This is a genomic window from Oerskovia turbata, assembly GCF_000718325.1.
Taxonomy (GTDB): Bacteria; Actinomycetota; Actinomycetes; order Actinomycetales; family Cellulomonadaceae; genus Oerskovia; species Oerskovia turbata.
In genome coordinates, this window is sequence record NZ_JOFV01000018.1 from 14,282 (window position 1) to 36,534 (window position 22,253).

Annotated in this window: 21 protein-coding genes and 1 pseudogene; 14 read left to right on the top strand and 8 right to left on the bottom strand. The window is 69.7% G+C overall.

Features of this window, described 5'->3' with window-relative positions; translation table 11 throughout:
- The first annotated feature begins 231 nt into the window (after nucleotides 1–231).
- The 5 genes from IE95_RS19170 (at nucleotide 232) to rplI (ending at nucleotide 4,649) form a co-directional block, all read left to right on the top strand.
- Nucleotides 232–2,667: a transglycosylase domain-containing protein gene (locus IE95_RS19170; RefSeq protein ID WP_051703206.1), complete on the top strand. Its 2,436-nt coding sequence runs from the start codon at nucleotides 232–234 to the stop codon at nucleotides 2,665–2,667.
- Nucleotides 2,668–2,872: 205 nt separating this feature from the next.
- Entirely contained in the window at nucleotides 2,873–3,163 is a 291-nt protein-coding gene (gene rpsF, locus IE95_RS0116075; RefSeq protein WP_030152648.1) for a 30S ribosomal protein S6, read from the top strand.
- 148 nt (nucleotides 3,164–3,311) lie between these two features.
- Nucleotides 3,312–3,848, top strand: a complete 537-nt coding sequence (locus IE95_RS0116080; protein ID WP_030152653.1) for a single-stranded DNA-binding protein — start codon at nucleotides 3,312–3,314, stop codon at nucleotides 3,846–3,848.
- A gap of 97 nt (nucleotides 3,849–3,945) precedes the next feature.
- On the top strand, nucleotides 3,946–4,182 hold the full coding sequence (gene rpsR / locus IE95_RS0116085) for a 30S ribosomal protein S18 (protein WP_030152654.1): 237 nt from the start codon (nucleotides 3,946–3,948) through the stop codon (nucleotides 4,180–4,182).
- 17 nt (nucleotides 4,183–4,199) lie between these two features.
- Nucleotides 4,200–4,649: a 50S ribosomal protein L9 gene (gene rplI / locus IE95_RS0116090; RefSeq protein WP_030152656.1), complete on the top strand. Its 450-nt coding sequence runs from the start codon at nucleotides 4,200–4,202 to the stop codon at nucleotides 4,647–4,649.
- 171 nt (nucleotides 4,650–4,820) lie between these two features.
- Here the strand turns inward: rplI and IE95_RS0116095 are convergent, their stop codons facing one another.
- Nucleotides 4,821–6,125, bottom strand: coding sequence for an MATE family efflux transporter (locus IE95_RS0116095; protein WP_030152658.1), 1,305 nt, complete (start codon nucleotides 6,123–6,125; stop codon nucleotides 4,821–4,823).
- Between the two features lie 499 nt (nucleotides 6,126–6,624).
- On the opposite strand from IE95_RS0116095, the gene IE95_RS0116100 reads away from it, so the two are divergent.
- Nucleotides 6,625–9,282 (top strand): replicative DNA helicase, encoded by a 2,658-nt coding sequence (locus tag IE95_RS0116100; protein ID WP_030152664.1) that lies wholly within the window; start codon nucleotides 6,625–6,627, stop codon nucleotides 9,280–9,282.
- Between the two features lie 541 nt (nucleotides 9,283–9,823).
- Here the strand turns inward: IE95_RS0116100 and IE95_RS0116110 are convergent.
- The 5 genes from IE95_RS0116110 to IE95_RS0116135 form a co-directional block, all read right to left on the bottom strand.
- Entirely contained in the window at nucleotides 9,824–10,261 is a 438-nt protein-coding gene (locus tag IE95_RS0116110; protein WP_030152668.1) for a carboxymuconolactone decarboxylase family protein, read from the bottom strand.
- Between the two features lie 279 nt (nucleotides 10,262–10,540).
- A complete protein-coding gene (locus tag IE95_RS0116115; RefSeq protein WP_051703207.1) occupies nucleotides 10,541–11,116 on the bottom strand; it encodes a VanZ family protein in 576 nt (191 codons plus the stop codon).
- A 349-nt stretch (nucleotides 11,117–11,465) separates the two neighbouring features.
- A complete protein-coding gene (locus tag IE95_RS19775; RefSeq protein ID WP_030152674.1) occupies nucleotides 11,466–12,080 on the bottom strand; it encodes a TetR/AcrR family transcriptional regulator in 615 nt (204 codons plus the stop codon).
- Between the two features lie 2 nt (nucleotides 12,081–12,082).
- Entirely contained in the window at nucleotides 12,083–12,709 is a 627-nt protein-coding gene (locus tag IE95_RS19780) for a GNAT family N-acetyltransferase (protein ID WP_051703208.1), read from the bottom strand.
- Nucleotides 12,706–13,314 carry a hypothetical protein gene (locus tag IE95_RS0116135; protein WP_051703209.1) on the bottom strand — a complete coding sequence of 203 codons (609 nt, stop codon included), beginning with the start codon at nucleotides 13,312–13,314 and terminating at the stop codon, nucleotides 12,706–12,708. Before IE95_RS0116135 ends, IE95_RS19780 begins: the two co-directional genes overlap by 4 nt.
- Nucleotides 13,315–13,559: 245 nt before the next feature.
- Here IE95_RS0116135 and IE95_RS0116140 point away from each other — a divergent pair.
- From IE95_RS0116140 to IE95_RS0116150, 3 genes and pseudogenes are all read left to right on the top strand, one after another.
- Nucleotides 13,560–14,689 (top strand): annotated as a pseudogene (locus IE95_RS0116140) (IS30 family transposase).
- Between the two features lie 27 nt (nucleotides 14,690–14,716).
- Entirely contained in the window at nucleotides 14,717–15,088 is a 372-nt protein-coding gene (locus IE95_RS0116145) for an ArsR/SmtB family transcription factor (protein WP_030152683.1), read from the top strand.
- The gene (locus IE95_RS0116150; protein WP_030152685.1) at nucleotides 15,082–15,693 is read left to right on the top strand and encodes a cadmium resistance transporter; all 612 of its coding nucleotides are present in this window, start codon (nucleotides 15,082–15,084) and stop codon (nucleotides 15,691–15,693) included. The genes IE95_RS0116145 and IE95_RS0116150 overlap by 7 nt, the downstream gene beginning before the upstream one ends.
- A 123-nt stretch (nucleotides 15,694–15,816) precedes the next feature.
- Here the strand turns inward: IE95_RS0116150 and IE95_RS0116155 are convergent, their stop codons facing one another.
- Nucleotides 15,817–16,263 carry a DoxX family protein gene (locus tag IE95_RS0116155; RefSeq protein WP_030152687.1) on the bottom strand — a complete coding sequence of 149 codons (447 nt, stop codon included), beginning with the start codon at nucleotides 16,261–16,263 and terminating at the stop codon, nucleotides 15,817–15,819.
- A 426-nt stretch (nucleotides 16,264–16,689) separates the two neighbouring features.
- Between IE95_RS0116155 and IE95_RS20550 the strand changes: the two genes are divergently transcribed.
- From IE95_RS20550 to IE95_RS20555, 3 genes are all read left to right on the top strand, one after another.
- Complete coding sequence (locus IE95_RS20550; RefSeq protein ID WP_157283440.1) at nucleotides 16,690–16,839, top strand: hypothetical protein; 150 nt, start codon at nucleotides 16,690–16,692, stop codon at nucleotides 16,837–16,839.
- Nucleotides 16,840–17,076: 237 nt separating this feature from the next.
- Nucleotides 17,077–17,466: a hypothetical protein gene (locus IE95_RS0116165; protein ID WP_030152691.1), complete on the top strand. Its 390-nt coding sequence runs from the start codon at nucleotides 17,077–17,079 to the stop codon at nucleotides 17,464–17,466.
- A 309-nt stretch (nucleotides 17,467–17,775) separates the two neighbouring features.
- Nucleotides 17,776–18,189 (top strand): hypothetical protein, encoded by a 414-nt coding sequence (locus IE95_RS20555; protein ID WP_129429632.1) that lies wholly within the window; start codon nucleotides 17,776–17,778, stop codon nucleotides 18,187–18,189.
- 40 nt (nucleotides 18,190–18,229) lie between these two features.
- Here the strand turns inward: IE95_RS20555 and IE95_RS0116175 are convergent, their stop codons facing one another.
- Nucleotides 18,230–18,637 carry a type II toxin-antitoxin system VapC family toxin gene (locus IE95_RS0116175; protein ID WP_030152701.1) on the bottom strand — a complete coding sequence of 136 codons (408 nt, stop codon included), beginning with the start codon at nucleotides 18,635–18,637 and terminating at the stop codon, nucleotides 18,230–18,232.
- Nucleotides 18,638–19,263: 626 nt separating this feature from the next.
- Between IE95_RS0116175 and IE95_RS20560 the strand changes: the two genes are divergently transcribed.
- Together IE95_RS20560 and IE95_RS0116190 are read left to right on the top strand one after the other, a co-directional pair.
- Nucleotides 19,264–19,428 carry a hypothetical protein gene (locus IE95_RS20560; RefSeq protein ID WP_157283442.1) on the top strand — a complete coding sequence of 55 codons (165 nt, stop codon included), beginning with the start codon at nucleotides 19,264–19,266 and terminating at the stop codon, nucleotides 19,426–19,428.
- A 47-nt stretch (nucleotides 19,429–19,475) separates the two neighbouring features.
- Nucleotides 19,476–21,713: a hypothetical protein gene (locus tag IE95_RS0116190; protein WP_129429633.1), complete on the top strand. Its 2,238-nt coding sequence runs from the start codon at nucleotides 19,476–19,478 to the stop codon at nucleotides 21,711–21,713.
- The last annotated feature ends 540 nt before the right edge of the window (nucleotides 21,714–22,253 follow it).

Sequence of the window (22,253 nt, forward strand, 5' to 3'; positions counted from 1 at the left end):
TGCATAGGACGCTGTGCGGCCCGCTCGACCGACCAGATGTGAAGGACTGGCGGAACTGCGGCGGGGCTGTGGCGAAGCAATGGTCTTCCCCCCGCGCAGGTCCTTGTCCTCACGGACCGACGGCCTATTGTTCAGGGTGGTCCGATGCATGTCCCGCGTCCCCGTCGCCCTCCCCCTGGGCGTGGCGCGGTCCGGTCCGGACCTGAAGTGACCCCCAGAGGAAGGTGAACCGTGGCGAGCTCCGCGAGGCAGACGAAGGGCACGGCGCGCACCGCCAGCACAGCGCGTACGGGCACCACGGCGCGCAAGCGCCGCTTCTTCAACTACCCCCGGTCCCACGTCAAGGGATTCCGCCGCTGGCTGCCGTCGTGGCGTGTGCTGCTCGGGACGTTCCTGGCCGGCGTCGCGCTGGTCGCCGGCGTGGTCATCGCGGCCTACGCCACCACCACGGTCCCCGAAGAGGCTGCTTACGCGAAGCAGCAGAAGACGACGGTCTACTACTCCGACGGCGTGACCGAGATCGGGAACTTCCTCACCGAGAACCGTGTGATCGTCCCGTTCGAGTCGCTCCCGAAGTACGTCGGCAACTCCGTCGTCGCGTCCGAGGACGCCACCTTCTGGGAGAACTCCGGGATCGACCTCAAGGGCATCGGCCGTGCCGTGCTCAACAACCTCCAGGGCGGCTCCCGACAGGGCGCCTCGACCATCACCCAGCAGTACGCCGAGCGCTACTACTCCGACGAGACGATCTCCAGCTACGCGGGCAAGTTCCGCGAAGCCATGCTCGCGCTGCGTCTGACGCAGAAGCAGGAGAAGTCGGAGATCCTGGGGAACTACCTCAACACCATCTACTTCGGCCGTGGCGCCCACGGGATCGAGGCAGCGGCGCAGACGTACTTCGGCGTCCCGGCGTCCGAGCTCACCATCTCCCAGGCGGCGATGATCACGGCGATCATCCCGAACCCCACGAACTACGACCCCGCCGTCAACCCGGAGATCACGCAGCAGAAGTGGGAGCGCGTGATCCGGCGCATGGCCGAGCAGGGGTACATCACGCCCGAGGAGAAGGCCGCCGCGGCCTTCCCCGTCGTCAACGAGAAGGTCCAGACCAACACCAAGGGTGGCCAGGCGGGCTACCTGCTCGAGCTGGTCAAGAACGAGTGGGTCGCGGCCGGGAACGACGAGGGCGACCTCGAGGTCAAGGGCTACAAGATCACCACGACGATCGACAAGGACATGCAGGCCATGGCGGTCCAGACCGCCGAGACCACCATCCCCCGCGAGGGGGACCACCCGGCGTCGCCGTACCTGAAGCCGTCGATCGTCTCGATCGACCCGGCCGACGGCGCGGTCAAGGCCGTGTACGGCGGTCCTGACTTCGTCACCCAGCAGTACAACTCGGCCACCCGAGGCGTGGCCCAGGCGGGCTCGACCTTCAAGCCGTTCACGCTCGTCGCCGCCCTGGAGCAGGGCATCGACCTGTCCGCCAGGTACGACGGCGAGAACGGGATCCAGGTCCCCGGGTTCTACGACGGTGACCGCAAGGTCGTCAACTTCGGCAACTACGGGTACGGCAACATCGACCTCGTCAAGGCGACCGCGAACTCGGTCAACACCGTGTACGCCGCGCTCAACATGGAGGTCGGTCCCGACAAGACCATGGACGCCGCGATCCGCGCCGGCATCCCCGAGGACGCCCAGGACCTCGCGGCCGTCCCGTCCAACGTGCTGGGGTCCGCGTCGGTGCGCGCGCTCGACATCGCCCACGCCTACGCGACGTTCGCCGCGCAGGGCTACGAGTCGACGCCGCACGTGGTGCAGTCGGTCAAGATGCTGAGCAACGACGCGGAGATCTGGGAGCCGGCCGGCCGGAACGGCAAGGCGTTCGAGCCGGACGTCATGGCCGCCGCGACCTACGCGATGACCCAGGTCGTCGAGCAGAAGGGCGGTTCGGGCCAGGTCGCCAAGGCGGTGGGACGCCCGGTCGCCGGCAAGACGGGCACCTCGAACGACAACAAGTCCGCCTGGTTCGCCGGCTACGTGCCGCAGCTCGCGACCGTCGTGGGTCTCTACCAGACGAACGACGAGACGCACGCCCAGGAGTCGATCACCCCGTTCGGCAAGTGGGCCACGGGGCGCAACCCGGCCATCACGGGTGGTACGTGGCCCGTCGAGGCCTGGACCTCGTACATGGAGGGCGTGCTCGCGCTCCCGCAGTACGCGGACGTCCAGGAGTTCCCCAAGTACACGCCCAAGAAGCCGCTCCCGACCGAGACGCCCAGCGAGGCGCCCACCGAGATCCCGCCGGTCGACGAGCCCGTCGAGCCCGAGCCCGTCGAGCCCGAGCTGGCGACCGTCCCGACCGACCTCGTGGGCAAGTCGAAGGACGACGTCGCACAGATCCTGGCGGGCCTCGGTCTCGAGGTGAGCTTCACGGAGGACTGGTCCGACCAGGCGCCGGGCGTGGTGATCCGCGCCCCCGGTGGCAAGCAGGTCGAACCCGGCTCGCGGGTCTCGATCGTCCTGTCGAAGGGCCCCAAGCCGAGTGCGCCCAACCCGACGCCGACCCCGACGACCCCGACGACCCCGCCTCCGACGACCCCGCCGGACGAGAACGAGGGGAACGCCTCGGGTGGCCAGGGCAACGGCGGAGGCAGGGGCAACTAGCCCTCCCCAGCGGCGGCGGCACGCACCGTGCCGCCGCCGCGGTCCCGCCCCCCAGATTTCCCGACCCCGGCCCTGACCGGGTACCTTGGGATCTTGCTGTGTCTCGATCCGTGCTGCCATCAGTTCGAGGACGGCACAGCGACGCACAACCCTCCTGTCACGGAGAGACCGTGACCGCTGAGTCCGCAGGAGGTGGGTTTACCGCATGCGTCAGTACGAATTGATGATCATCCTCGACCCCGAGATCGAGGAGCGCACCGTTGCTCCGTCGCTCGACAAGTACCTGACGGTCATCAAGACCGACGGTGGCACTGTCGACAAGGTGGACATCTGGGGCCGTCGCCGCCTGTCCTTCGAGATCAACAAGAAGTCCGAGGGCATCTACGCCGTCGTCGACTTCACCTCGACGTCGGACACGGCCAAGGAGCTGGACCGTCAGCTCGGCCTCAACGAGGTCGTCCTGCGCACGAAGGTCCTGCGCACCGACGCTCGCTGATCGCCTCGCACGTCTGACTTCCCTCGCGCCGTCCCGGTGCTCTGCGCGTCCTCACGGGCGCCGTCAGTGGCACGTGGTGGGATGTCCGCGGACGGGGGTCATCCCCTTCGAAGTTTCTTCGATACGCAACGAACAATGAGGAGCTGGCATGGCTGGTGAAACCGTCATCACGGTGGTCGGAAACCTGACCGGGGACCCGGAGCTTCGCTTCACCCCCGCAGGGGCTGCCGTCGCCAACTTCACCGTGGCGTCCACGCCGCGCACCTTCGACCGTCAGAGCAACGAGTGGAAGGACGGCGACACGCTGTTCATGCGCTGCTCGATCTGGCGCGAGGCCGCGGAGAACGTCGCCGAGTCCTTGACCAAGGGCATGCGCGTGATTGTTCAGGGCCGTCTGGTCCAGCGTTCGTACGAGACCCGCGAGGGGGAGAAGCGCACGGTCGTCGAGCTGCAGGTGGAGGAGATCGGTCCTTCCCTGAAGTACGCCTCCGCGAAGGTCACCCGGGCCCAGCGCTCGGGTGGCGGCAACTTCGGTGGTGGCGGCGGTTTCGGCGGCGGCGGCGCTTCGAGCGGCGGTGGTTTCAGCGCTTCCGGCGGTGGCCAGCAGAACAACGACGACCCGTGGGCCACGGCTGGCCCGGCGTCGTCGGGTGGGTCCTCGTTCTCGGACGAGCCCCCCTTCTAGTCACCGCTCACCCCAGACAAACCCTTCCCGGCAGGGCAGGTGCCCGACGACGGCACTCGCCCCGGCCGGGGATAGCACCTTGTGAAGGAGCAACACCATGGCGAAGCCAGTGGTGCGCAAGCCCAAGAAGAAGTCCAACCCCCTGAAGTCGGCGAAGATCGAGTCGGTCGACTACAAGGACACGACCCTGCTGCGGAAGTTCATCTCCGACCGCGGGAAGATCCGTGCCCGTCGCGTGACCGGCGTCTCCGTCCAGGAGCAGCGTCAGATCGCACGTGCCGTCAAGAACGCTCGCGAGATGGCGCTCCTGCCGTACTCGTCGTCCGCACGCTGATCGAGAGGGGATAGAACATGGCAAAGCTCATTCTGACCCACGAGGTCACCGGCCTGGGCGAGCCCGGCGACGTGGTCGAGGTCAAGGACGGGTACGCCCGTAACTTCCTCGTGCCCCGTGGCCTGGCGACCGGATGGTCCAAGGGTGCCGAGTCGCAGATCTCTGCGATCCGCAAGGCACGCAAGGCTCGCGAGATCGCGACGCTCGACGAGGCCAAGGCGACGCGCGACTCGCTGCAGTCGAAGCCTGTCGTCGTCACCGCCAAGGCGGGCCAGGGCGGCCGTCTGTTCGGTGCCGTCACCACCGGTGACATCGCCGAGGCCGTGAAGGCTGCCGGCGGCCCGTCCGTCGACAAGCGCAAGATCGAGATCGGCCAGCCGATCAAGTCGACCGGTTCGTACACGGTCACCATCCGCCTGCACGCCGAGGTCTCGGCGAACATCGCGGTCAACGTGGTGGCTGCCTGATCGACTGATCGCCCCTGTCCCGTGAGGGATGGATGGATCGGAGATCTCACCCGACGGCCCGGTCCCCTCTGCGGAGGGGGCCGGGCCGTCGGCGTTCTGCTGGACCGGTCTGTGGACCGGTCTGTCAGAACGAGCGTGACCTCTGGGCCTCGCTCGTTCTGACAGCTCCGTTCATGCGCCCGTGACCATCCACCGGTCGCCGCGCGCTCGCAGCCCCGTGGTCAGGGCCCGCGCTGCCATGAAGACCCCCGCGAAGGCCGCCCACAACCACGCGAGGCCTGCGGCGCCGTCGGGCGCCAGTGCGCGGACCGCCAGCGCGAACGGGACGTACGCGACGAACGTGACCATGCCCGCCCACGCGAGGTAGCGGCCGTCCCCGGCGCCGATGAGCACCCCGTCGAGGACGAACACCCAGCCCGCCATGGGCAGCAGCAGGCCGCACACGGCCATGCCGAGGGCGACGGCCGTGCGGACGTCGGGGTCGGACGTGAAGAACAGCGCGAACCACCAGCCGCCCGCGGCCATCACGAGGCCCAGCAGCGCGCCCGCACCGACGCCCCACTGGAGCGTGCGGCGCAGCACCGAACGGACGTGCGAGCGGTCGCCTGCGCCCAGGCCGTGGCCCACGAGGGCCTGCGCGGCGATCGCGAGGGCGTCGAGCGCGAACGCCGCGAGCCCCCACACCGACGCGACGACCTGGTAGCCCGCGAGCGTTACCTCGCCCAGGCCCGTCGCGACGAAGACCGTCAGGAGGATCGCGAGGCGCAGCGAGAGCGTGCGCACGAACAGCGGCGCGCCCGCGCGCGCGTTGGACCAGATACCGCCCGCGGCGGGGCGCAGCGACGCACCCTCCCGTCGGGCACCACGCACGACGACGACGCCGAGCACCGCGCCCATGGTGAGCTGCGCGACGGCCGTCCCGATGCCCGAGCCCGCGATGCCCAGCCCCACGCCGTACACGAGGACGACGTTGAGGACCGCGTTGAACGTCGCGCCGCCCGCGGCGACGTAGAGGGGCGTGCGGGTGTCCTGCAGGCCGCGCAGCACGCCCGTGGACGCCAGGACGACGAGCATGCCCGGCAAGCCCAGGCCCGACCATCGCAGGTACACCAGGGCGTGCTCGGCGACCTCGCCCGTGCCGCCCATCGCGCCGATCGCCCAGCCGCCGCCGATCCACAGGGTCGCCGCGAGCACCAGGCCCAGGCCCAGCGCGAGCCACATGCCGTCGATCCCCGACTGGAGGGCTTCGCGCCGGTGGCCCGCGCCGATGCGCCGGGCCACGGCCGCGGTGGTCGCGTACGCGAGGAACACGCACAGGCCGACCAGGGTCAGCAGAACCGTGGAGGCCAGGGAGAGCCCGGCCAGCTCGGCCGTCCCCAGGTGCCCGACGACGGCGCTGTCCACGAGCACGAAGATCGGCTCCGCGACGAGCGCCCCCAGGGCGGGGACCGCGAGGGCCAGGATCTGCCTGTCGATGAGACGACGGCTCGGGCGAGGGGCACCTGTGGACGACGGCGGCCGGGGCGGGCCTTCCTCGGGGGCCGGGGAACGACCCTCGGGTGAACGGGGTGAACGATCGGCGTCGGCGGGTTGACCGGGAGTAGGTCGGCGTGTGTGCGGCGTGTCGCCGGAATTTCTTTCGTCCACACCCCTGAGCCTAGTGAACAGGCTGCTCAAGGACGTGTACAGGGGACAACTCACCACTTGTCCACATGGTTGTCCACATGGCTGTGAACAGGCTGGGGCTGTCTGTCCACAGGCTGTCCACACGTCTGTGAACAGGGGCGTTTGCGGGGGATGGAAGCGCGATCTAGTGTCGCTGAGTCGTGCATGCTCGGGCCCACGGACGGTCGACGGTGCAGCACCACACGACACCCCTCGACGACGCGGGCTCAAGACGTGTCGGTGGGCCGGAGTAGAACAGATGTGCGACGCAGGACGATACCCGGCCACGCCGGGGGAGTGAGGGGCCCGCATGTCGATCGACGAGCTCGAGTCGAGCTTCGGACCACCCGCAGGCAGCGGCGGTCCCGGGTTCGACCGCACCCCGCCGCAGGACATCGCGGCCGAGCAGAGCGTCCTCGGCGGCATGCTCCTGTCCAAGGACGCCATCGCCGACGTGATCGAGCAGATCCGCGGCACCGACTTCTACAAGCCGGCCCACGAGTCGATCTACGACGTCATCATCGACCTCTACGGGCGCGGTGAGCCCGCGGACGCCATCACGGTCGTCGCCGAGCTCACGCGCCGCGGCGAGCTGGGTCGGATCGGCGGCGCGCCCTACATCCACGACCTCATGGCCATGGTCCCGACCGCGGCCAACGCCGGCTACTACGCGCGGATCGTGCGCGAGCGGGCCGTGCTGCGCCGCCTCGTCGAGGCCGGGACCCGCATCGTCCAGCTCGGCTACGCGACCGACGGCGGCGACGTCGACGACGTCGTGAACAACGCGCAGGCCGAGGTCTACGCCGTCACCGAGCGGCGCACCGCCGAGGACTACATCGTCCTGGGCGAGGTCATCGGTGGGACCGTCGACGAGATCGAGGCCGCAGGGCACCGCGGCGAGGGCATGGTCGGGGTGCCGACGGGCTTCGCCGACCTCGACCGGCTGACCAACGGGCTGCACCCCGGGCAGATGATCGTGATCGCGGCACGTCCGGCAATCGGCAAGTCGACGCTGGGAATCGACATTGTTAGGAGTGCTTCCATAAAGCATAACATGACGTCCGTCGTGTTCTCGCTCGAGATGAGCCGCAACGAGATCACGATGCGTCTGTTGGCCGCCGAGGCACGCATCCACCTGCAGAAGATGCGCAACGGCTCCATGGGCGAGGACGACTGGCAGAAGCTCGCCGGCACCATGGGCAAGATCTCCGAGGCGCCGCTCTTCATCGACGACTCGCCCAACATGTCGCTCATGGAGATCCGCGCCAAGTGCCGCCGGCTCAAGCAGAAGCACGACCTCAAGCTCGTCGTGATCGACTACCTCCAGCTCATGACGTCGGGCAAGCGCGTCGAGTCCCGACAGCAGGAGGTCTCCGAGTTCTCCCGTGCGCTCAAGCTCCTCGCGAAGGAGCTCGAGGTCCCGGTCATCGCGATCTCGCAGCTGAACCGTGGCGCTGAGCAGCGCACGGACAAGAAGCCGGCGATGAGCGACCTGCGTGAGTCCGGCTGCCTCACCGAGGACACCAAGATCTTGCGAGCGGACACGGGCGCCGAGACCACGATGGGCGAGCTCTACGCGCTCGGCGCCAAGGACGTCCCCGTGTGGGCGCTCAACGAACGCCTCCAGTACGTGCGACGCCACCTCACGCACGTGTTCCCCACCGGGACGCGCGAGACGTTCCGCCTCAAGCTGGCCTCGGGCAAGGAGATCAGCGCGACCGCGAACCACCCGTTCCTCACGTACGAGGGCTGGACGCCGCTCGGCGAGCTCCAGGTGGGCTCGCGCCTCGGCGTGCCGCGCCACGTCCCCGGCCCGGAGCAGAACGTCGCATGGGACGACCGCAAGGTCGTCATGCTCGCCCACATGCTGGGCGACGGCTCGTTCGTCAAGCGTCAACCCATCCGCTACGCGTCGATCGACGAGAAGAACCTCGCGGTCGTCTCGGAGGCCGCGGGCGCCTTCGGCATCACCCCGATCCGCGACGAGTACGCGGTCGCCCGCTGCACCACGCTGCGGCTCCCCGCGCCCTACCGACTGGCCCGCGGCAAGCGGAACCCCGTCGCCGAGTGGCTCGACGACCTGGGGCTCTTCGGGGCGCGGAGCCACGAGAAGTTCGTGCCCTCGACCGTGTTCCACCTGCCGAAGGAGCAGATCGCGCTCTTCATCCGGCACATCTGGGCGACCGACGGGTCCGTGACCGTCAACGCGAACGGCCGCAGCGGCCGCATCTACTACGCCTCGACCTCCCGACAGCTCGTCGACGGACTGTCCCGCCTGCTGCTGCGCTTCGGCATCTCCACCCGTCTGCGGACGGCCACACCCAAGGGCGCGTACCGGACCGGGTACACGCTCGACATCTCCGGCGTGGACGACCAGCGGCGGTTCCTCCAGGAGATCGGGGTGCACGGCGAGCGTGGTGCCGCCGCCGAGCGGCTCCTCGAGATCATCCGCGACACCTGCGCGAACACCAACGTCGACACTGTGCCGCGACAGGTGTGGGACGACGTCCGTGTGCTCCTCGAGGAACGCGGCATGTCGCACCGGAAGTTCGCCGAGGCCGTGGGGACGCAGTTCAACGGGAGCACGATGTTCACGGCGTCTCCCTCACGGCAGCGTCTCGGGAAGATCGCTGACGTCCTCGGCAGCGAGGAGCTCGAGATCATGGCGGTCAACGACCTGCTGTGGGACGAGGTCGTGTCGATCACCCTCGAGGGCGAGAAGCCGGTCTACGACGCGACCGTCGTCGGGACCCACAACTTCGTCGCCAATGGCATCGCCGTTCACAACAGCATCGAGCAGGACGCCGACATGGTCATCCTGCTCCACCGCGAGGACGCCTACGAGAAGGAGTCCCCGCGAGCCGGCGAGGCCGACCTGATCGTCGCCAAGCACCGTAACGGCCCGACCGACACGATCACCGTCGCGTTCCAGGGACACTACGCGCGGTTCGTGGACATGCAGGTCTGAGTTCTGTTGTCGTGTCGACCGAGACGCGCTACGTCAGCGCTGCTGGGAGGCCACCGTCGCACTCGTCACGCCGAGGCGAGGATCTCGTCGAGAGAGACGGTGAACCAGCGGTCTCTGGAGAACACGGGGAGCACGTCGTGGTGACCCATCATCTGTAGACCGTCACCCGCCGCGGTGCGGGACAGGGGGAGTCGTCCCTGGGCGCGGGGCCCTCGCAGGGAGTGGGCGCCCAGGTCCCCGACCCGGAAGGTCGACGGCGCCCCATACGCTCCGAACGTCACTGCTCTCCGGCCGTCGGTGATCAAGGCCCTTGCCCGCGTCGGAGGTCGGGATCACGCGCCCGGAGTCGGCTGCGTAGATGCGCAGCGGGACGTCCATGTGGGTCGAAGCCCACAGGTATTCACCGACGAGCATTCCCGCGCACACGTCGGCGATGTCGGGCGCTGATTCCCAGAGCGTGGTGAAGTCCTGGCTGGGGTGGATCGACCGGTCGAGATCAGCCGTCGAGCCACCGCGGGAACAAGGTCCCGGTCGGCACGACTCAGGGCGCAACCCGGTAGCCGCTGCGAATCGCTACGCGGTTCCAGGCGCTCATCACCACGGCGAGCCAGCTCACCGCTGAGACCTGCTCGGCGGTGAGCGACCCGTCGTCCCAGTCGTCGCGCGCGGGGACGGAGAGCCGTGTCACTTCCTCCGCCAGTCCGAGAGCCGACCTTTCGATGTCCGTGAAGTACTGCGACTCCCACCAGACGGGCAGCACTGCGAGCCTGTCCGCGCTCTCGCCGGCCCGCAGCGCGTCGCGCGTGTGCAGACGACAGCAGAAGGCGCATCCGTTGAGCTGGGACACGCGCAGCCGGATCAGCTCGACGAGCTGTGTGTCGAGTCCGGCGTCTGCCGCGGCCGCTTCGGCTGCCTTGCTGAGCTCAGCGACGTGCTGATAGACGACAGGGTGCTCCTTGCTGATGTTCACCCGTGACATCCGAGAGTTCCGCTCTGTTGACGTGGCCATCTGGTTGCTGCCCTCTTTGTGTCGAACGTCAGCTCGCGACCGGCCGGGTCCGCTGCGTCGAGTACACAGCCGGGCCGCCCGCAAACGGACGTCTGCGCGGTCAGGAAGAACTGACGTCTGTCGTGCAGTCGCGTGTTCCGGTCGTCCGATCCTCGGACACGCATGCGTGCAACCTACCTTTCGCGACCGGTGTGCCACGCCCCGGACGTGCACGGTCCAGTGGTGTGTCCGTACCGTCTGCGCTGCACGTCAACCTGTCACGTCTCGTCGACGCTCCTCGACCTCAGGAAGGGCAGTCGAGGTGGGTCGGACGCGTGCCGTCTCGTCGCCGGAGGACTCTGGCTCGTGCGACGGCCACCGTCGTACGGCCCAGATCGCGGCGCCTGCCAGGAGGGCGCCGATCGCGGCCCCGATCGAGTTGGTGAGCCAGTCGTTCGTGTCGCACGACCGTCCGAGGGCAGGAGTCAGCGCCTGCACGAGCTCCACTGCGGCCGAGCCCGCGACGCCGCCGAGGAACGCGACGAACGGTCGACGGCTCGCGATCGCCGCGAGCAGGACGGGCGGCACGAAGAGGATCACGTTGGCCATGAGCTCGACGCGGCCGAACGTCGGCAGCGCCCAGGCGACGGTGCACCGCTCGACGATCTCTCGGCTGGACGGGGCGAGGGTGAGCAGCACGATCGGCACGAGCGAGATCCCGAACAGCGTCCAGGCGATCCGTGGGCGCCCGTCCAGCCGCCTTCCCACGACGGGGCCGAGGATCACGAGCAGAGCGAGCACAGTCGGGGAGAACCACGGGTGCTGGACCAGGAGGGTGGTGATCACGGTGCGAGGACGCTCCAGCTCGAGGCGGCGATGAGCGCCCCCACCGTAGCCGCGCGCACGACCTGGACGCGCCTGGGCTCGCGTCCCGGGCGTGGCGGACGAGTTCGGGGCAGCATGGACGGGAACGAACGCGCTCGACGTCACGTCATGTGCGGAGCACAGGGCAGAGCATGCCCGCCCGACAGAGAGAGCTGTTTCGTCCACGAACAGGAGCCTGCTGATCGGCCTGGTCGTCTGCGCCGGGGTCGTCATCGCCACGTTGCTCGTCGTCTCCCTGCTCACGAGCTAGTGCGGCGCGGTCAGGGCGGGCCTCCGCTCTGCGTCCGGGCCGCTCGACGACCTCTCGGCGCTACGACGCGGTCCCTGTCGACGTCCCGGACAGGAGCAGCAGGTGGTCGTCCACGGCGGCACGCAGCCGGTCGCGCGCCGACCCGCGCGGGTCCACGGACCAGAGCAGTCCGGCCCCCTCGACGAGCGCGGCAGCGTTCTCCGCGACGCGCTCCGGGGGGAGCGCCGTCGTGACGGTGCCGTCGTCCTGGGACGTGCGCGCGGCGTCGGTCAGTGCGTCGCGGACCTGCCCGACGGCGTCCTGCAGCGTCTCGCGCAGGCCAGGTGCGGCCGCGAGCACGAACCGGTGGTAGGCGAGGGGGTCGTCCGTGAGCGCGGCGACGGTCTCGAGGACGCGGGCGTACGCGTCGGCCACGTGGTGCAGCGTCGCGGCGAGACCGAGGGGTGCGTCCTCGCCTTCCTCGGAGGCGGGCGGGGCGACGTAGCGCAGCAGGAAGTGCTCGACGGCCGCCGACCGGATCTCCTCCTTGTCGCGGAAGTGGTGGTAGATCGCGCCCTTGGACAGGCCGGTCGCGGCGACGAGCTGCACGGTGCTCGTGTTCTCGTAGCCCTGGGTCAGGAAGAGTCGGAACGCGGTCTCGACGATCCGATCACGGGTGGGGAGCGTGTTGGCCATGGTCATGATCCTCGTGGACGGAACAGCACGTGGGCGGTGAACGCGGCCGTGGCGAGCTCGCCGCACGGCGCGAAGCCGTGCCGGGCGTAGAAGCCGAGGTTGTCCGGGTTCTCCGTGTCGAGGCCGACCCCGGCCGACCGGGGGTCTCGCTCGGCGAGCTCGACGACGTCGTCGAGCAGCACCCGGCCCAGGCCCGCGCCCTGGGCGGCGGGGTCGACGCCGATCATCGTGAGGTAGTGGTGGGGCGTCGCCGGGACGAGGGCCCGGGTCTCGCGGCCGTACCGGTTGAGCCGGGCCGTCGCGGCGGTCGGCAGCGCCAGGGCGACGGGCGCGAAGCGCAGGGCTGCGAGGGCGGCGCCCACGGTGCGTCGCGTGGCTCCCTGCGGCGGTTCGACGACCGCGACTCCGACGATCCGTGCGCTGTCCAGGACCGCTCGTCGACGCCCCCCGAGCAGGCGGTTCGCCCCGAGGACCCACGACGTGAAGCGGAGCGCCCGACGGCGGGCGTCCGGTTCGTCGGGTACGTCGCCGAACAGGTCGAGGAAGAGCGGGTCGGTCGCGAACGCCCTCGCCAGGAGGGCGGCGGCCGGGCGGTGCTCGGACCGGTGCAGGTCGCGGACGGTCGTCACGTCGCGTCCCGCGCCGTGTCACGGTGCGCGGGGCCGGGCGCGTCGGCGTGCGCGGGGTCGTGGGTGGCACGTCCCCCGTAGTGGTCGACCGCGAACGCGAGGACGACCTTGATCACGAACAGCAGCGCCACCGCGGTCATCAGGGTCGACCCGGCGAACAGGACGGGGACGGCCGCCCCCGAGGCGACCACGACGGCGGCAGCGACCTGGAGCTGCTGCGCGGGGAGCCGCAGCGACGTGACGAGCGCGGCGGCCGCGACGGTCACGACCCACACCACGACCGCGGGCAGGAGGTCGGTGCCGAGCAGCAGCGCGATCGCGACCAGGTGGACGTGGATCGCGAGGAAGACGGCACGGTGCCGCGGGCGGGTCGCGTAGTAGTCGTTGGTCCCGCGGGAGAAGTTCGCGAGCGCACCGCACAGGACGTCGAGGACCAGGAGGGTCGCGGCCACGGCCTGCCAGGTGGGCACGGCCTCGAACGCCGGACGGTCGGCGAGGACGAGCAGCGCCGTGCCCGCGAGGCCGACGCCCGCGATCGCGCCGAGCATGCGTGGGTCCTGGCGTTCGCCGAGCACCTCGTGGAAGGCCGGTGGGATCGTCAGCACGGTGCGGCTCCTTCGTGGTGGTCCGAGGCGGGATCGCTTGCCGTCCCGTCGGCTAGACCGACCGGTCGGTCTGGTCGATGGACCGAAAATAGCCCCCCTCCGCGCCGCTTGAGTTCTAGCAGTCGTCGCAACACCCGACCTTCGGGGATGCGATGGACTTTGAGATCAGACCCCTGCGAGCACCGCAGGGCAGGCGGAAGCTCGAGCGTGAGCGCGAGGCATACTTCCTGCTCATGGCCCAGGGCATGAGCAGTAATGAGGCTTGCAGGATCGTCGGGATCAACCGGCGCACGGGCAAGCGGTGGCGCAACGGATCCCCAGCAGGAAGACGGCCCGCGGGACTCCCACATTCGGTGGGGGTCGCGCGGGCCTTCTCGCTGTCTTCGGGCAGGTTCCTTTCGCTCTCGGACCGACTCGTGATCGCGGACCTGCTGCGGGAGAGGAAGTCCTTGCGGTCGATCGCTGCCGAGCTCGGGCGGTCGGTCTCCACGATCAGCCGGGAGGTCACACGCAACCGGCACCCGACGAACGGGCAGTACCGTCCGCACGCTGCTCAACTGCGCGCCGACGGCCGCCGGCCCCGCCCCAAGCCCGCGAAGATCGCATCTCACGCGCCCCTGCGAGACTTCGTCCAGAAGCACCTGGACCTGCGGTGGAGCCCGGAACAGATCAGCGTCGCGCTCCGATCCCGCCACCCCGGTCGGGCGGAGATGAACGTGAGCACCGAGACGATTTACCAAGCGATCTACGTTCAGGCGCGCGGCGGGCTACGGCGCGAGGTCGTGACCGCGCTGCGCACCGGACGCGCCCGGCGCAAGCCCCGCCGCCAGGCCCAGCAGCGCCAGCCTCGCTACTCCCACCCGATGGTCATGATCTCCCAGCGCCCACTCGAGGTAGCTGACCGAGCCGTGCCCGGGCACTGGGAAGGAGACCTCATCATCGGCAAGAACCAGCAGTCCGCGATCGGAACCCTGGTCGAGCGAGCCTCCCGATTCCTCGTGCTCGTACACCTTCCCGGGGACCGATCTGCCGTGACGTTCCGTGACGCACTCGTACAGACCATGGTGACCTTGCCGGTCGCGCTGCGCCGCTCGGTCACTTGGGACCAGGGCTCGGAGATGGGCCGCCACCACGAGTTCACACTCGCCACCAGCATCCCGGTCTACTTCTGCGACCCCGCCTCACCCTGGCAACGCGGATCGAACGAGAACACCAACGGCCTCCTGCGGCAGTACTTCCCGAAGGGCACTGACCTGCGCCGCCACGACCGCGCGCACCTGGACGCCGTCGCTCACCAGCTCAACACCCGGCCCCGCAAGACACTGGGATGGGTCACTCCACCCAGCGGCTCACTCAACTTCTCAGCCCCAAATGATCGACAATCGTCGGCTATTATCGGTCCATGTCGATCATAGAATCCGAGGTATGTACAGCAACCACGGCCGATGTTGAGCCGGCGGTCGCGTTGTTCCGGTCGCTGGGCGACCCGGCTAGGTTGGCGATCGTTCGCCGGCTCGCGGCCGGAGAGGCACGGGTCGCGGAGCTCACGGCTGATCTAGGGCTGGCGCAGTCAACGGTCTCCTCGCACGTGGCGTGCTTGAAGGACTGCGGCCTGGTGGTCGGACGCATGGAGGGCCGGCGGGTGTTCTACTCGTTGGCACGCTCGGAACTGCTGGACATGCTCGCGGCCGCTGAGACGCTGCTCGCAGCGACGGGCAGCGCAGTCGCGCTCTGCCCGACCTACGGCGCGGATGGGCAGGTGTCGGCGTGCTGAGCACGATCGCGGCCGCGATCGGGTTGTTCGTCGCAACCAACCTCGACGACATCGTGATCCTGACGGTCCTGTTCGCGGTCGCCGCGCGAGGGACGTCGCGGCTGCGCGAGTGGCAGATCGTGGCCGGGCAGTACCTGGGCCTGATCACGCTCATCGCGGTCAGCTTCCTGGCTGCGCTGGGCCTGACGATCGTGCCGGACGAGTGGGTAGGCCTGCTGGGCCTGATCCCGCTCGCGATCGGCGTGCTGGCCCTGGTGCGCACGTTGCGCGGCAAGGACGACGACGATGAGGCCGAGTCTGCCCTCAAGACCGTCGGGCTGCTCGGCGTCGCAGGCATCACGATCGCCAACGGCGGGGACAACATCGCGATCTACACCCCGGTGTTCCGCACCATCTCGACCACAGACGCCCTGGTCACGATCGCGGTGTTCCTCGTCCTGCTCGCCGGATGGTGCCTGCTCGCGCGCGCCATCGGCAGCAACGAGAAGGTGACCGAAGTACTGGAGAAGATCGAGCACTGGCTCGTGCCCGCGGTCTTCATAGGTCTCGGCCTGTTCATCCTCATCGAGTCCGGCACCCTCGCCCATATCGCATCACTCCTGTGAACAGTACGGGCCCGGCCGCTCTAGCGGCCGGGCCCGTACCATCAACACCGAACGTGTTGCGACCACCGCTGGAATCCGCCCCGGGTCAAGACCGGTCGCAGCGCTCCGTGGTCGACGTCCCGATCAGGGGCGGTCGGCCCGGGCGCGTCGCAGGGCGCTGAACGCCCCCGTCGACCACAGCGCCCACGCGACGAGCACGGGCTGGAAGAACAACCTGCCGAACCGCTTGGCGTCGGTGTCTAGCCCGAACCCGTCCTTGTGCTCGAGCCACTGCCCGATGTTCCCGGGAAAGATCACGACGAAGAACGCCGCCGCGATCAGCCCGACCGCGACGCGTCGCTTCGAGAGCACCACGAGGGACGAGCCGAGCGCGATCTCGACCGCCCCTGACGCGAGGACCGTGACGTCCTCGTCCACCGGGAACCAGTCCGGCACCTGGGCCTGGAACTCCTCGCGCGAGAAGGTCAGGTGGCTGATCCCGGCGAACACGAGGGCCAGACCGAGCGCGACACGCCCGATCCGGCGAGGCAGGGTGTCGGGCGGTGGGTCGGCGGTCAGCAGCTTCGTCATGCGGCCATGGTCCTCGCGGTCGGGTCGGCCGGCATCCGGGAGCCTTCCTGGCACGGTGCCCGACGGCGTCGCTCACCTCGGGTGGGCCCGGCCGTGCGCGCAGCTCACGCACGGTCGCGCTCTGCGTGGCCTCCTCGTCCCGGTCGGAGAACGTCATCTCCGTGCTCGTCCCGTGGTCGTGGTGAACCTGCGGCTCGCCGTTCGCGATCGGAACCCGCACCCGGGCGGGTCCGGAGTTCCGCTAGTGTGCGGCCTTCGGCAGGGCGCTTCCCGCCGCACAGGGGGATGCAGGGGGCTTGTGTGGTGGCAGGGGATCTGAGCGTGTCGTTCGAGGCGTTGGCGAGCGGTGGAGCCCGGTTGGTGTCGCTGGCGGGGCAGGTACCGGAGCGGGTACAGGCGTGGTGCGAGGACGTGGGGAGCGCAGCCGTGGCTGCGTCCGTGGAGGAATGGGCGTTGTGGTTCTCGACCGACCTTCTGCTCGCGCGCGGTGAGGTGGACGGGTTGGCCGCTCACGCGACGGGGGTCGCGGAGGCGATGCAGGAGGCCGACGGGGCGCTGGCTCGGGTCATGTCGTGATCCGGTGGGACGAGGAGGACCCGGGGGCTGGCGTGATGATGGGTCCGCCGGGGTTCGCGGCAACCTTGCGCCGGTGCCAGGACGCGCTGACGCAGGTCGCGGCGGGGGTCGAAGGGGTGCGCGGGACGCTCGGCCCGCAGACGTGGGACGGTGAGGCCGCCACGGCGTGGCAGGTGGAGGCGGGGTCGGTGCGGGCACGTCAGGCGGGGCTGGCCGCAGAACCAGGCGTTCGTCGACGTGGCCTCGTCGGCCGTCGGTCTGGTGCCGGTGTCCGCTCCCGGTCTCCAGCTCGGCGTGGACCTCGTGGCCGGGGAGATGGTGACAGCGGTAGGCAAGCAGGTGACGGGTTCCTCCTGGCTCAACGCCCGGGCTGCGGCAGGTGTGACCGGCGACTCCAGCATCGAGTCGATGCTGGTCGACCGGCGTGCCGCTGTCGGGCAGCTGCTGACCGAGCTCGTCACGACGGGACACCACGACCAGGAGTGGGACGCCGCCGTAGGACGCCATGTCGCGGCCGGGCTGCCCTCGGTCGAGGCCGAACGGCTTGCGATGACCGACCTGGTCGACGCCGCGGTGAACGCTGGCCGGGCCGGAGCGAGCAGCGGCACGCCGGACCACAGGGACTGACGAGGAGACGAGATGGCAGTGACCGTGCGGGATGGCGCAGCGGGCGTCGTGGGCGTGTTGCTCGGGGCGGTGGTGCTGGTGGGGTGCTCTCCCGTGCCCGCCAGGCGTGAGGGGCCGTCGGACCTGGCGACGCCGGGGATGCGGTGGGAGGGGGGAGAGCCGTCTGGACCGTTGGAGTCCGATCCGTGGGTGCAGGCGGTGCGGGCCTCGGAGCTGAACCGGGCGTTGGCGGTCAACGCGCACGACTTCAGCGATCCGGATCTGTGGAGCACGACGACGCCGGCTCTCATCGAAGGTACCGAGACACTCGTGGCGGGCCGAGCGAAGGAGGAGCCCGACGATCACCTGGTCGTCCTGGCTCCGTTGGCTTTTGACCCGATACGGGTCGACGCCGATCCCTCGGGCGAGCGCGCGACGGTCGTGGTGTGCGAGTTCGCGGGGACCTGGGTGTCCGCGCAGGACATGTCGGTGGACGGAGCGGTGGAGTGGAAGCTCTACGCGTACGAGGTCGTGAAGGGTCAGGACGGTCGTCTGCGGAGTGGGCTGGGGGAGATTCCGCAGGACCTCGTGGACGAGGGGGAACGGACGCGTTCGTTCGCATGCATGCCGTCGCAACGGAGCATCGGGTGGTTCGATCCTGTGCCCGTGGTCGAGCCTTTCCAGCCCGAGGACGTCGTCAAGGGCGGCCCGTCGGGTGCTTCGAGTCAGTCACCGGCCGGGTGAGGTGGGTGGTTCGAGGCTCTGTTCGACCCCGAGGCGCAGATCACGCCAGGGGCTCGAGAAGCGCCTCGTACGGTGCCGTCTCGACCACCCCCCGGACGGTGCGGGCGAGCTCCACGTCGGCCGTCACGAGGGCATCCCCCTGGAGCTGTGTGAGGGCCACGTACTCGGCGTCGTAGGTCGAGGCCCAGCCGAGCCGATCAGCCACCGTCCACGCGGTGCGGCGCAGCACGCCGTCGCCGAGGAGCCGGATCTTCAGACGGCCGACGCGGGCCAGCCGCTCCCGCCCGACCTCGACGGACAGGTCACCGCGATGCACGGCCTCGTGCAGAGCGGACAACGTCTGCGACCGCAGGAGGGTCGGCGCGAGCAGCTCGTGCGTGTCCGAGACCTGGGCGTCGTCGGCGACGAGCCGCAGGACCGTGCCGGGGTCGATGACGAACCGGGTCATGGAGCACCTCGCTGGTCAGGGGCTGGTCAGGGGAGGAGGGGACGTGCCTCCGCCATCGTCCCGCTCTACGGCGACCGACGCACCCGGGTGCGTGACGTCGTCGGGCAGCGCGGGGCGAGCGTCAGGCCGTGACGCGCACGCGGAGCGGCGCGAGGGCTCCTGCCGCGAGCGGGGCCGCGCACCGCGGAGGACGGCCTCGGAGTCGTCCCCGCGGAGGACGGGGTCAGCGCTCTCACGGCGTCGTCGAAACAGCGTTCGCAGACCTGCGGCAGTACCGGTCAGGTGGGCGATCCCGCTGACAGTCGTGGCCAGGTCGTCGTCGGGGAGCATCGAGGACTCCTCCAGGGCTCCGCCCGGGGAACGCCGGGCGAAGAGGAGGGCGTTGCCAGGCTCGTCGGCCGGTGGGACCACGGTCCCGCACGGCTGTCCACAGGGCGGAGGGCTCCGCCGTCGGGCACCGCGTGCTGCGCTACTGTGCGGTGCGTCGATCGACGTGAGGGTGCTTCAGGGGGCGTGTGGTGGCGAGTGGTCTGAGCGTGTCGTACGCGGCGTTGAGCGATGGCTCGACGCGCATGTCGGCGTTGGTGGGGCAAGTCCCGGAGCGGGCGCAGGCGTGGTGCGAGGACGTGGGGAGCCCGGTGGTGGCTGCGGCGGTCGAGGAGTGGGCGTTGTGGTTCTCGACCGAGCTCATGATGGGGCGGGGCGTGCTCGAGGGGCTGGCCACGCAGGTGAGCGGGGTCGTGGACGCGGTGGCGCAGGCTGATGCCGGGTTGGCGCGGGTGGTGTCGTGATCCGGTGGGACGAGGAGGATCCTGGGGCCGGGGTGATGAGGGGGCCGATGGGGTTCGCGGCGGTGTTGCGGGGGCACGAGGACGTGCTCGCGCAGGTCGAGTCGGGCATCGGCGGTGTCCAGGAAGCGCTCGGGCCGAAGGTGTGGAGCGGGGAGTCCGCGAACGCGTGGCAGTACGAGGCGGGGCACGCGCGAGCGCGCCAGCGGGAGCTGGGTGAGCTCGCCAGGCCCGTGCACGCTGCGCTCGACGAGTATGCGGACGCTGTCGTGAGTCTTCGAGCCCAGGTGTCGTTCCACCGGCAGGTGCGCGAGGACGCTGAGCGGATGCGGTACGCGGTGGGCGGGTTCGACGGGAGCGCGAGCCCTGCGGTCGAGGCGCGTCGCGCGATGCTGGCCGAGCAGGCCGAGATGGACGCGCACGTGGCCGGAGCCGCGTTGCGGGACCTGGCCGTGCAGCGTCAGGCGCTGGACGACCGGTTGGTCGCCGCATTGGCGATCCCGGGGGACTCGGGGTGGGCTCAGCGCAAGGAGGTGCTCTCGCGCGCCGGGATCACCGGGGTCGAGGCGTTGGACACCGCCAAGCTCGTGGCGGCGTACAACAGGTTCACCGACCAGGCTCTGGACGGGGACCTGAAGGCCGGGGACGTGACCTACCTGCAGGACTTCTTCACCGTGTGGGGCAAGGACCCCGCGGTCATGGACGCCTACTTCCAGTCCCTGGGCGGAGAGCGGACGCGGGAGCTGGTGAACACGCTCGGGACGTCGATGACGGACGCGGACCAGTCCGTCACCGCGGCGGCGCTCCACGGGCTGGCGGTCGCGATGCGGCAAGGCTTGGCGACGGCCTCGCACAGCTGGGGAGAGAAGACTGCGGATCGGTTCGCGGCGGACATGTTCACAGGAGCCACGGGAACGATCGGTGGCGGCCTCTCCGTGATCGGGTGGCTCTTCCACGACCGCGCGAGCACGCCGATGAGCGCCACGTTCGCGACCGCCATGGCAGATCAGATCGATGCGGTCGAGCGCTCGCCTGGACGCCCCGGCGAACTGGGGCTCGTCGATACGAGCGTGGTCGCCGGAGGTCGCAGCCTCATGTGGTTCGAGACGAGCTCCACGGATCCCATGCCGTCCGACCGCCCGGCGGAGCAGGTCTTCGCCACCCTCGCGTTGTACCCCGAGGCGACGCTCGACTGGTTCAGCGACGGTCGGCCAGACGACGTGGCACAGGCCGATTGGCGCGGTGAAGGTCGGGTGGACTACTGGTTCGGGAAGAGGGACTGGGGCGTGTCCGTGACCGGCGACGGATTCGAGACTCCGGCGGCCCTGTGGACGTCGCTGCAGAGCGTGGAGGGCGCTCCCGCGAGCGGGACCTACGACGCCGAGACCTGGACCAAGGCCGAAGAGGTCTCCGGCGGCATCATCTACGGACTGGCCGGGAACCCCCGATTCACCACCGACCAGCTGACTGACGATGCGGCCATCCGGATGGTGACGGCCCTGGCCGTGGAGATCCCGATGCTCACCGAGTGGGCGATCATCCGGGGCGAGGGCGCCGCAGACTTGGGTGCGAAGACTGGGCGGGATCGCCTCCCCTGGACGGACGAAGTCCGCTCGGTGCTGACCATCAGCCGGAAGACCCTCGCGGACTTCACCGGCACATTGGGGCAGCACGAGGCCGCGGGCTGGTACCTGACCGAAGCGGTCGACTACTACCAGCAGACTCTGATCAGCACGGCCGCAAGCGCTCCCGGGTCGTTCATCCAGGACGGCGTCGAGGTCCTGGACGGGGACGGCGTGTTCGCTCGTGTCGTGGGGCTTCAGGCGCTCGTCGACGGCGCGACCGACGGGGTGGACATCTCCTCGGCTGCGGCGATCGACGCACGCAACCAGAAGATCGCCGAATGGCCCGTCGCTGTCCTCGAAGAGATCATCCCGATTCCGGGCACCGACCAGATCCTGGGGAAGAGTGTCGGCTGGGTGGCGGACCTCGCGATAGAGGAACTCGTCTCGGCGGGGGTCGAGCAAGGGGGCAAACGCGCGGAAGCGCTGTGGGCCGGCAACGAGAAGCAGGCCGTGATCAACGCGAATGCCGACTGCATCGACCGGGCCGATGAGATGAAGTTCCTTTCAGCGCGGATCGTGTTCCAGATCGCACCTGAGAAGTTCGCGACCGAGCAGGGCGCGATCGAGGCGTACGACCAGCAGGCCCAGAAGTACCTCGATGTCTATTCGAGTGCCCGAGACATGACGGACGGAAACGCGGGAGAAGCGGTATGCACGCAATGACACGGTGGGCAGGGGGCGGAGTGGTCCTCGCGTCCGGGGTGATCCTGGCGGGGTGTGGTGCCCCGGAGGTTCCTGGGCCTGCTCCGACGCCGTCGGTGGTGTGGTCGGAGGGTGAGCCGGCCGGTGACCTGGAGCTGGATCCGTTTCCGAGTCGTTGCATGCGACGTGGACACCGGCTGCGATCCGCAAGATGAACAGCAACCTCGACGAGTGGTCCCGGGAGCGCAACGAGGACGGGGCGGTTCGGGTGGTGGGGCCTCGGCCGTTCGATCCGGTGAGTGTGGAGGTCGCGGCTGATGGACGGAGCGCGACGGTGTCGGGGTGCACGGTCGAGGATTGGACCATCGGCCGCGACGACCGGGGATGGCGAGGGTGGCGTTTCTTGGGGTGGTTGTGGTTGTGGTGGTGGCGGGGTGTGGTGCCCCGGAGGTTCCTGGGCCTGCTCCGACGCCGTCGGTGGTGTGGTCGGAGGGTGAGCCGGCCGGTGACCTGGAGCTGGATCCGTTGCATGCGACGTGGACACCGGCTGCGATCCGCAAG

Coding starts and splice junctions, on each gene's coding strand:
- IE95_RS0116110 (WP_030152668.1), bottom strand. CDS start 10,261: ATGTCACGGGTGAACATCAGCAAGGAGCACCCTGTCGTCTATCAGCAC.
- IE95_RS0116175 (WP_030152701.1), bottom strand. CDS start 18,637: ATGACCCGGTTCGTCATCGACCCCGGCACGGTCCTGCGGCTCGTCGCC.
- IE95_RS0116145 (WP_030152683.1), top strand. CDS start 14,717: ATGTCGATCATAGAATCCGAGGTATGTACAGCAACCACGGCCGATGTT.
- IE95_RS0116080 (WP_030152653.1), top strand. CDS start 3,312: ATGGCTGGTGAAACCGTCATCACGGTGGTCGGAAACCTGACCGGGGAC.
- IE95_RS0116100 (WP_030152664.1), top strand. CDS start 6,625: ATGTCGATCGACGAGCTCGAGTCGAGCTTCGGACCACCCGCAGGCAGC.
- rpsR (WP_030152654.1), top strand. CDS start 3,946: ATGGCGAAGCCAGTGGTGCGCAAGCCCAAGAAGAAGTCCAACCCCCTG.
- IE95_RS0116190 (WP_129429633.1), top strand. CDS start 19,476: ATGGGGTTCGCGGCGGTGTTGCGGGGGCACGAGGACGTGCTCGCGCAG.
- IE95_RS0116155 (WP_030152687.1), bottom strand. CDS start 16,263: ATGACGAAGCTGCTGACCGCCGACCCACCGCCCGACACCCTGCCTCGC.
- IE95_RS19775 (WP_030152674.1), bottom strand. CDS start 12,080: ATGGCCAACACGCTCCCCACCCGTGATCGGATCGTCGAGACCGCGTTC.
- rpsF (WP_030152648.1), top strand. CDS start 2,873: ATGCGTCAGTACGAATTGATGATCATCCTCGACCCCGAGATCGAGGAG.
- rplI (WP_030152656.1), top strand. CDS start 4,200: ATGGCAAAGCTCATTCTGACCCACGAGGTCACCGGCCTGGGCGAGCCC.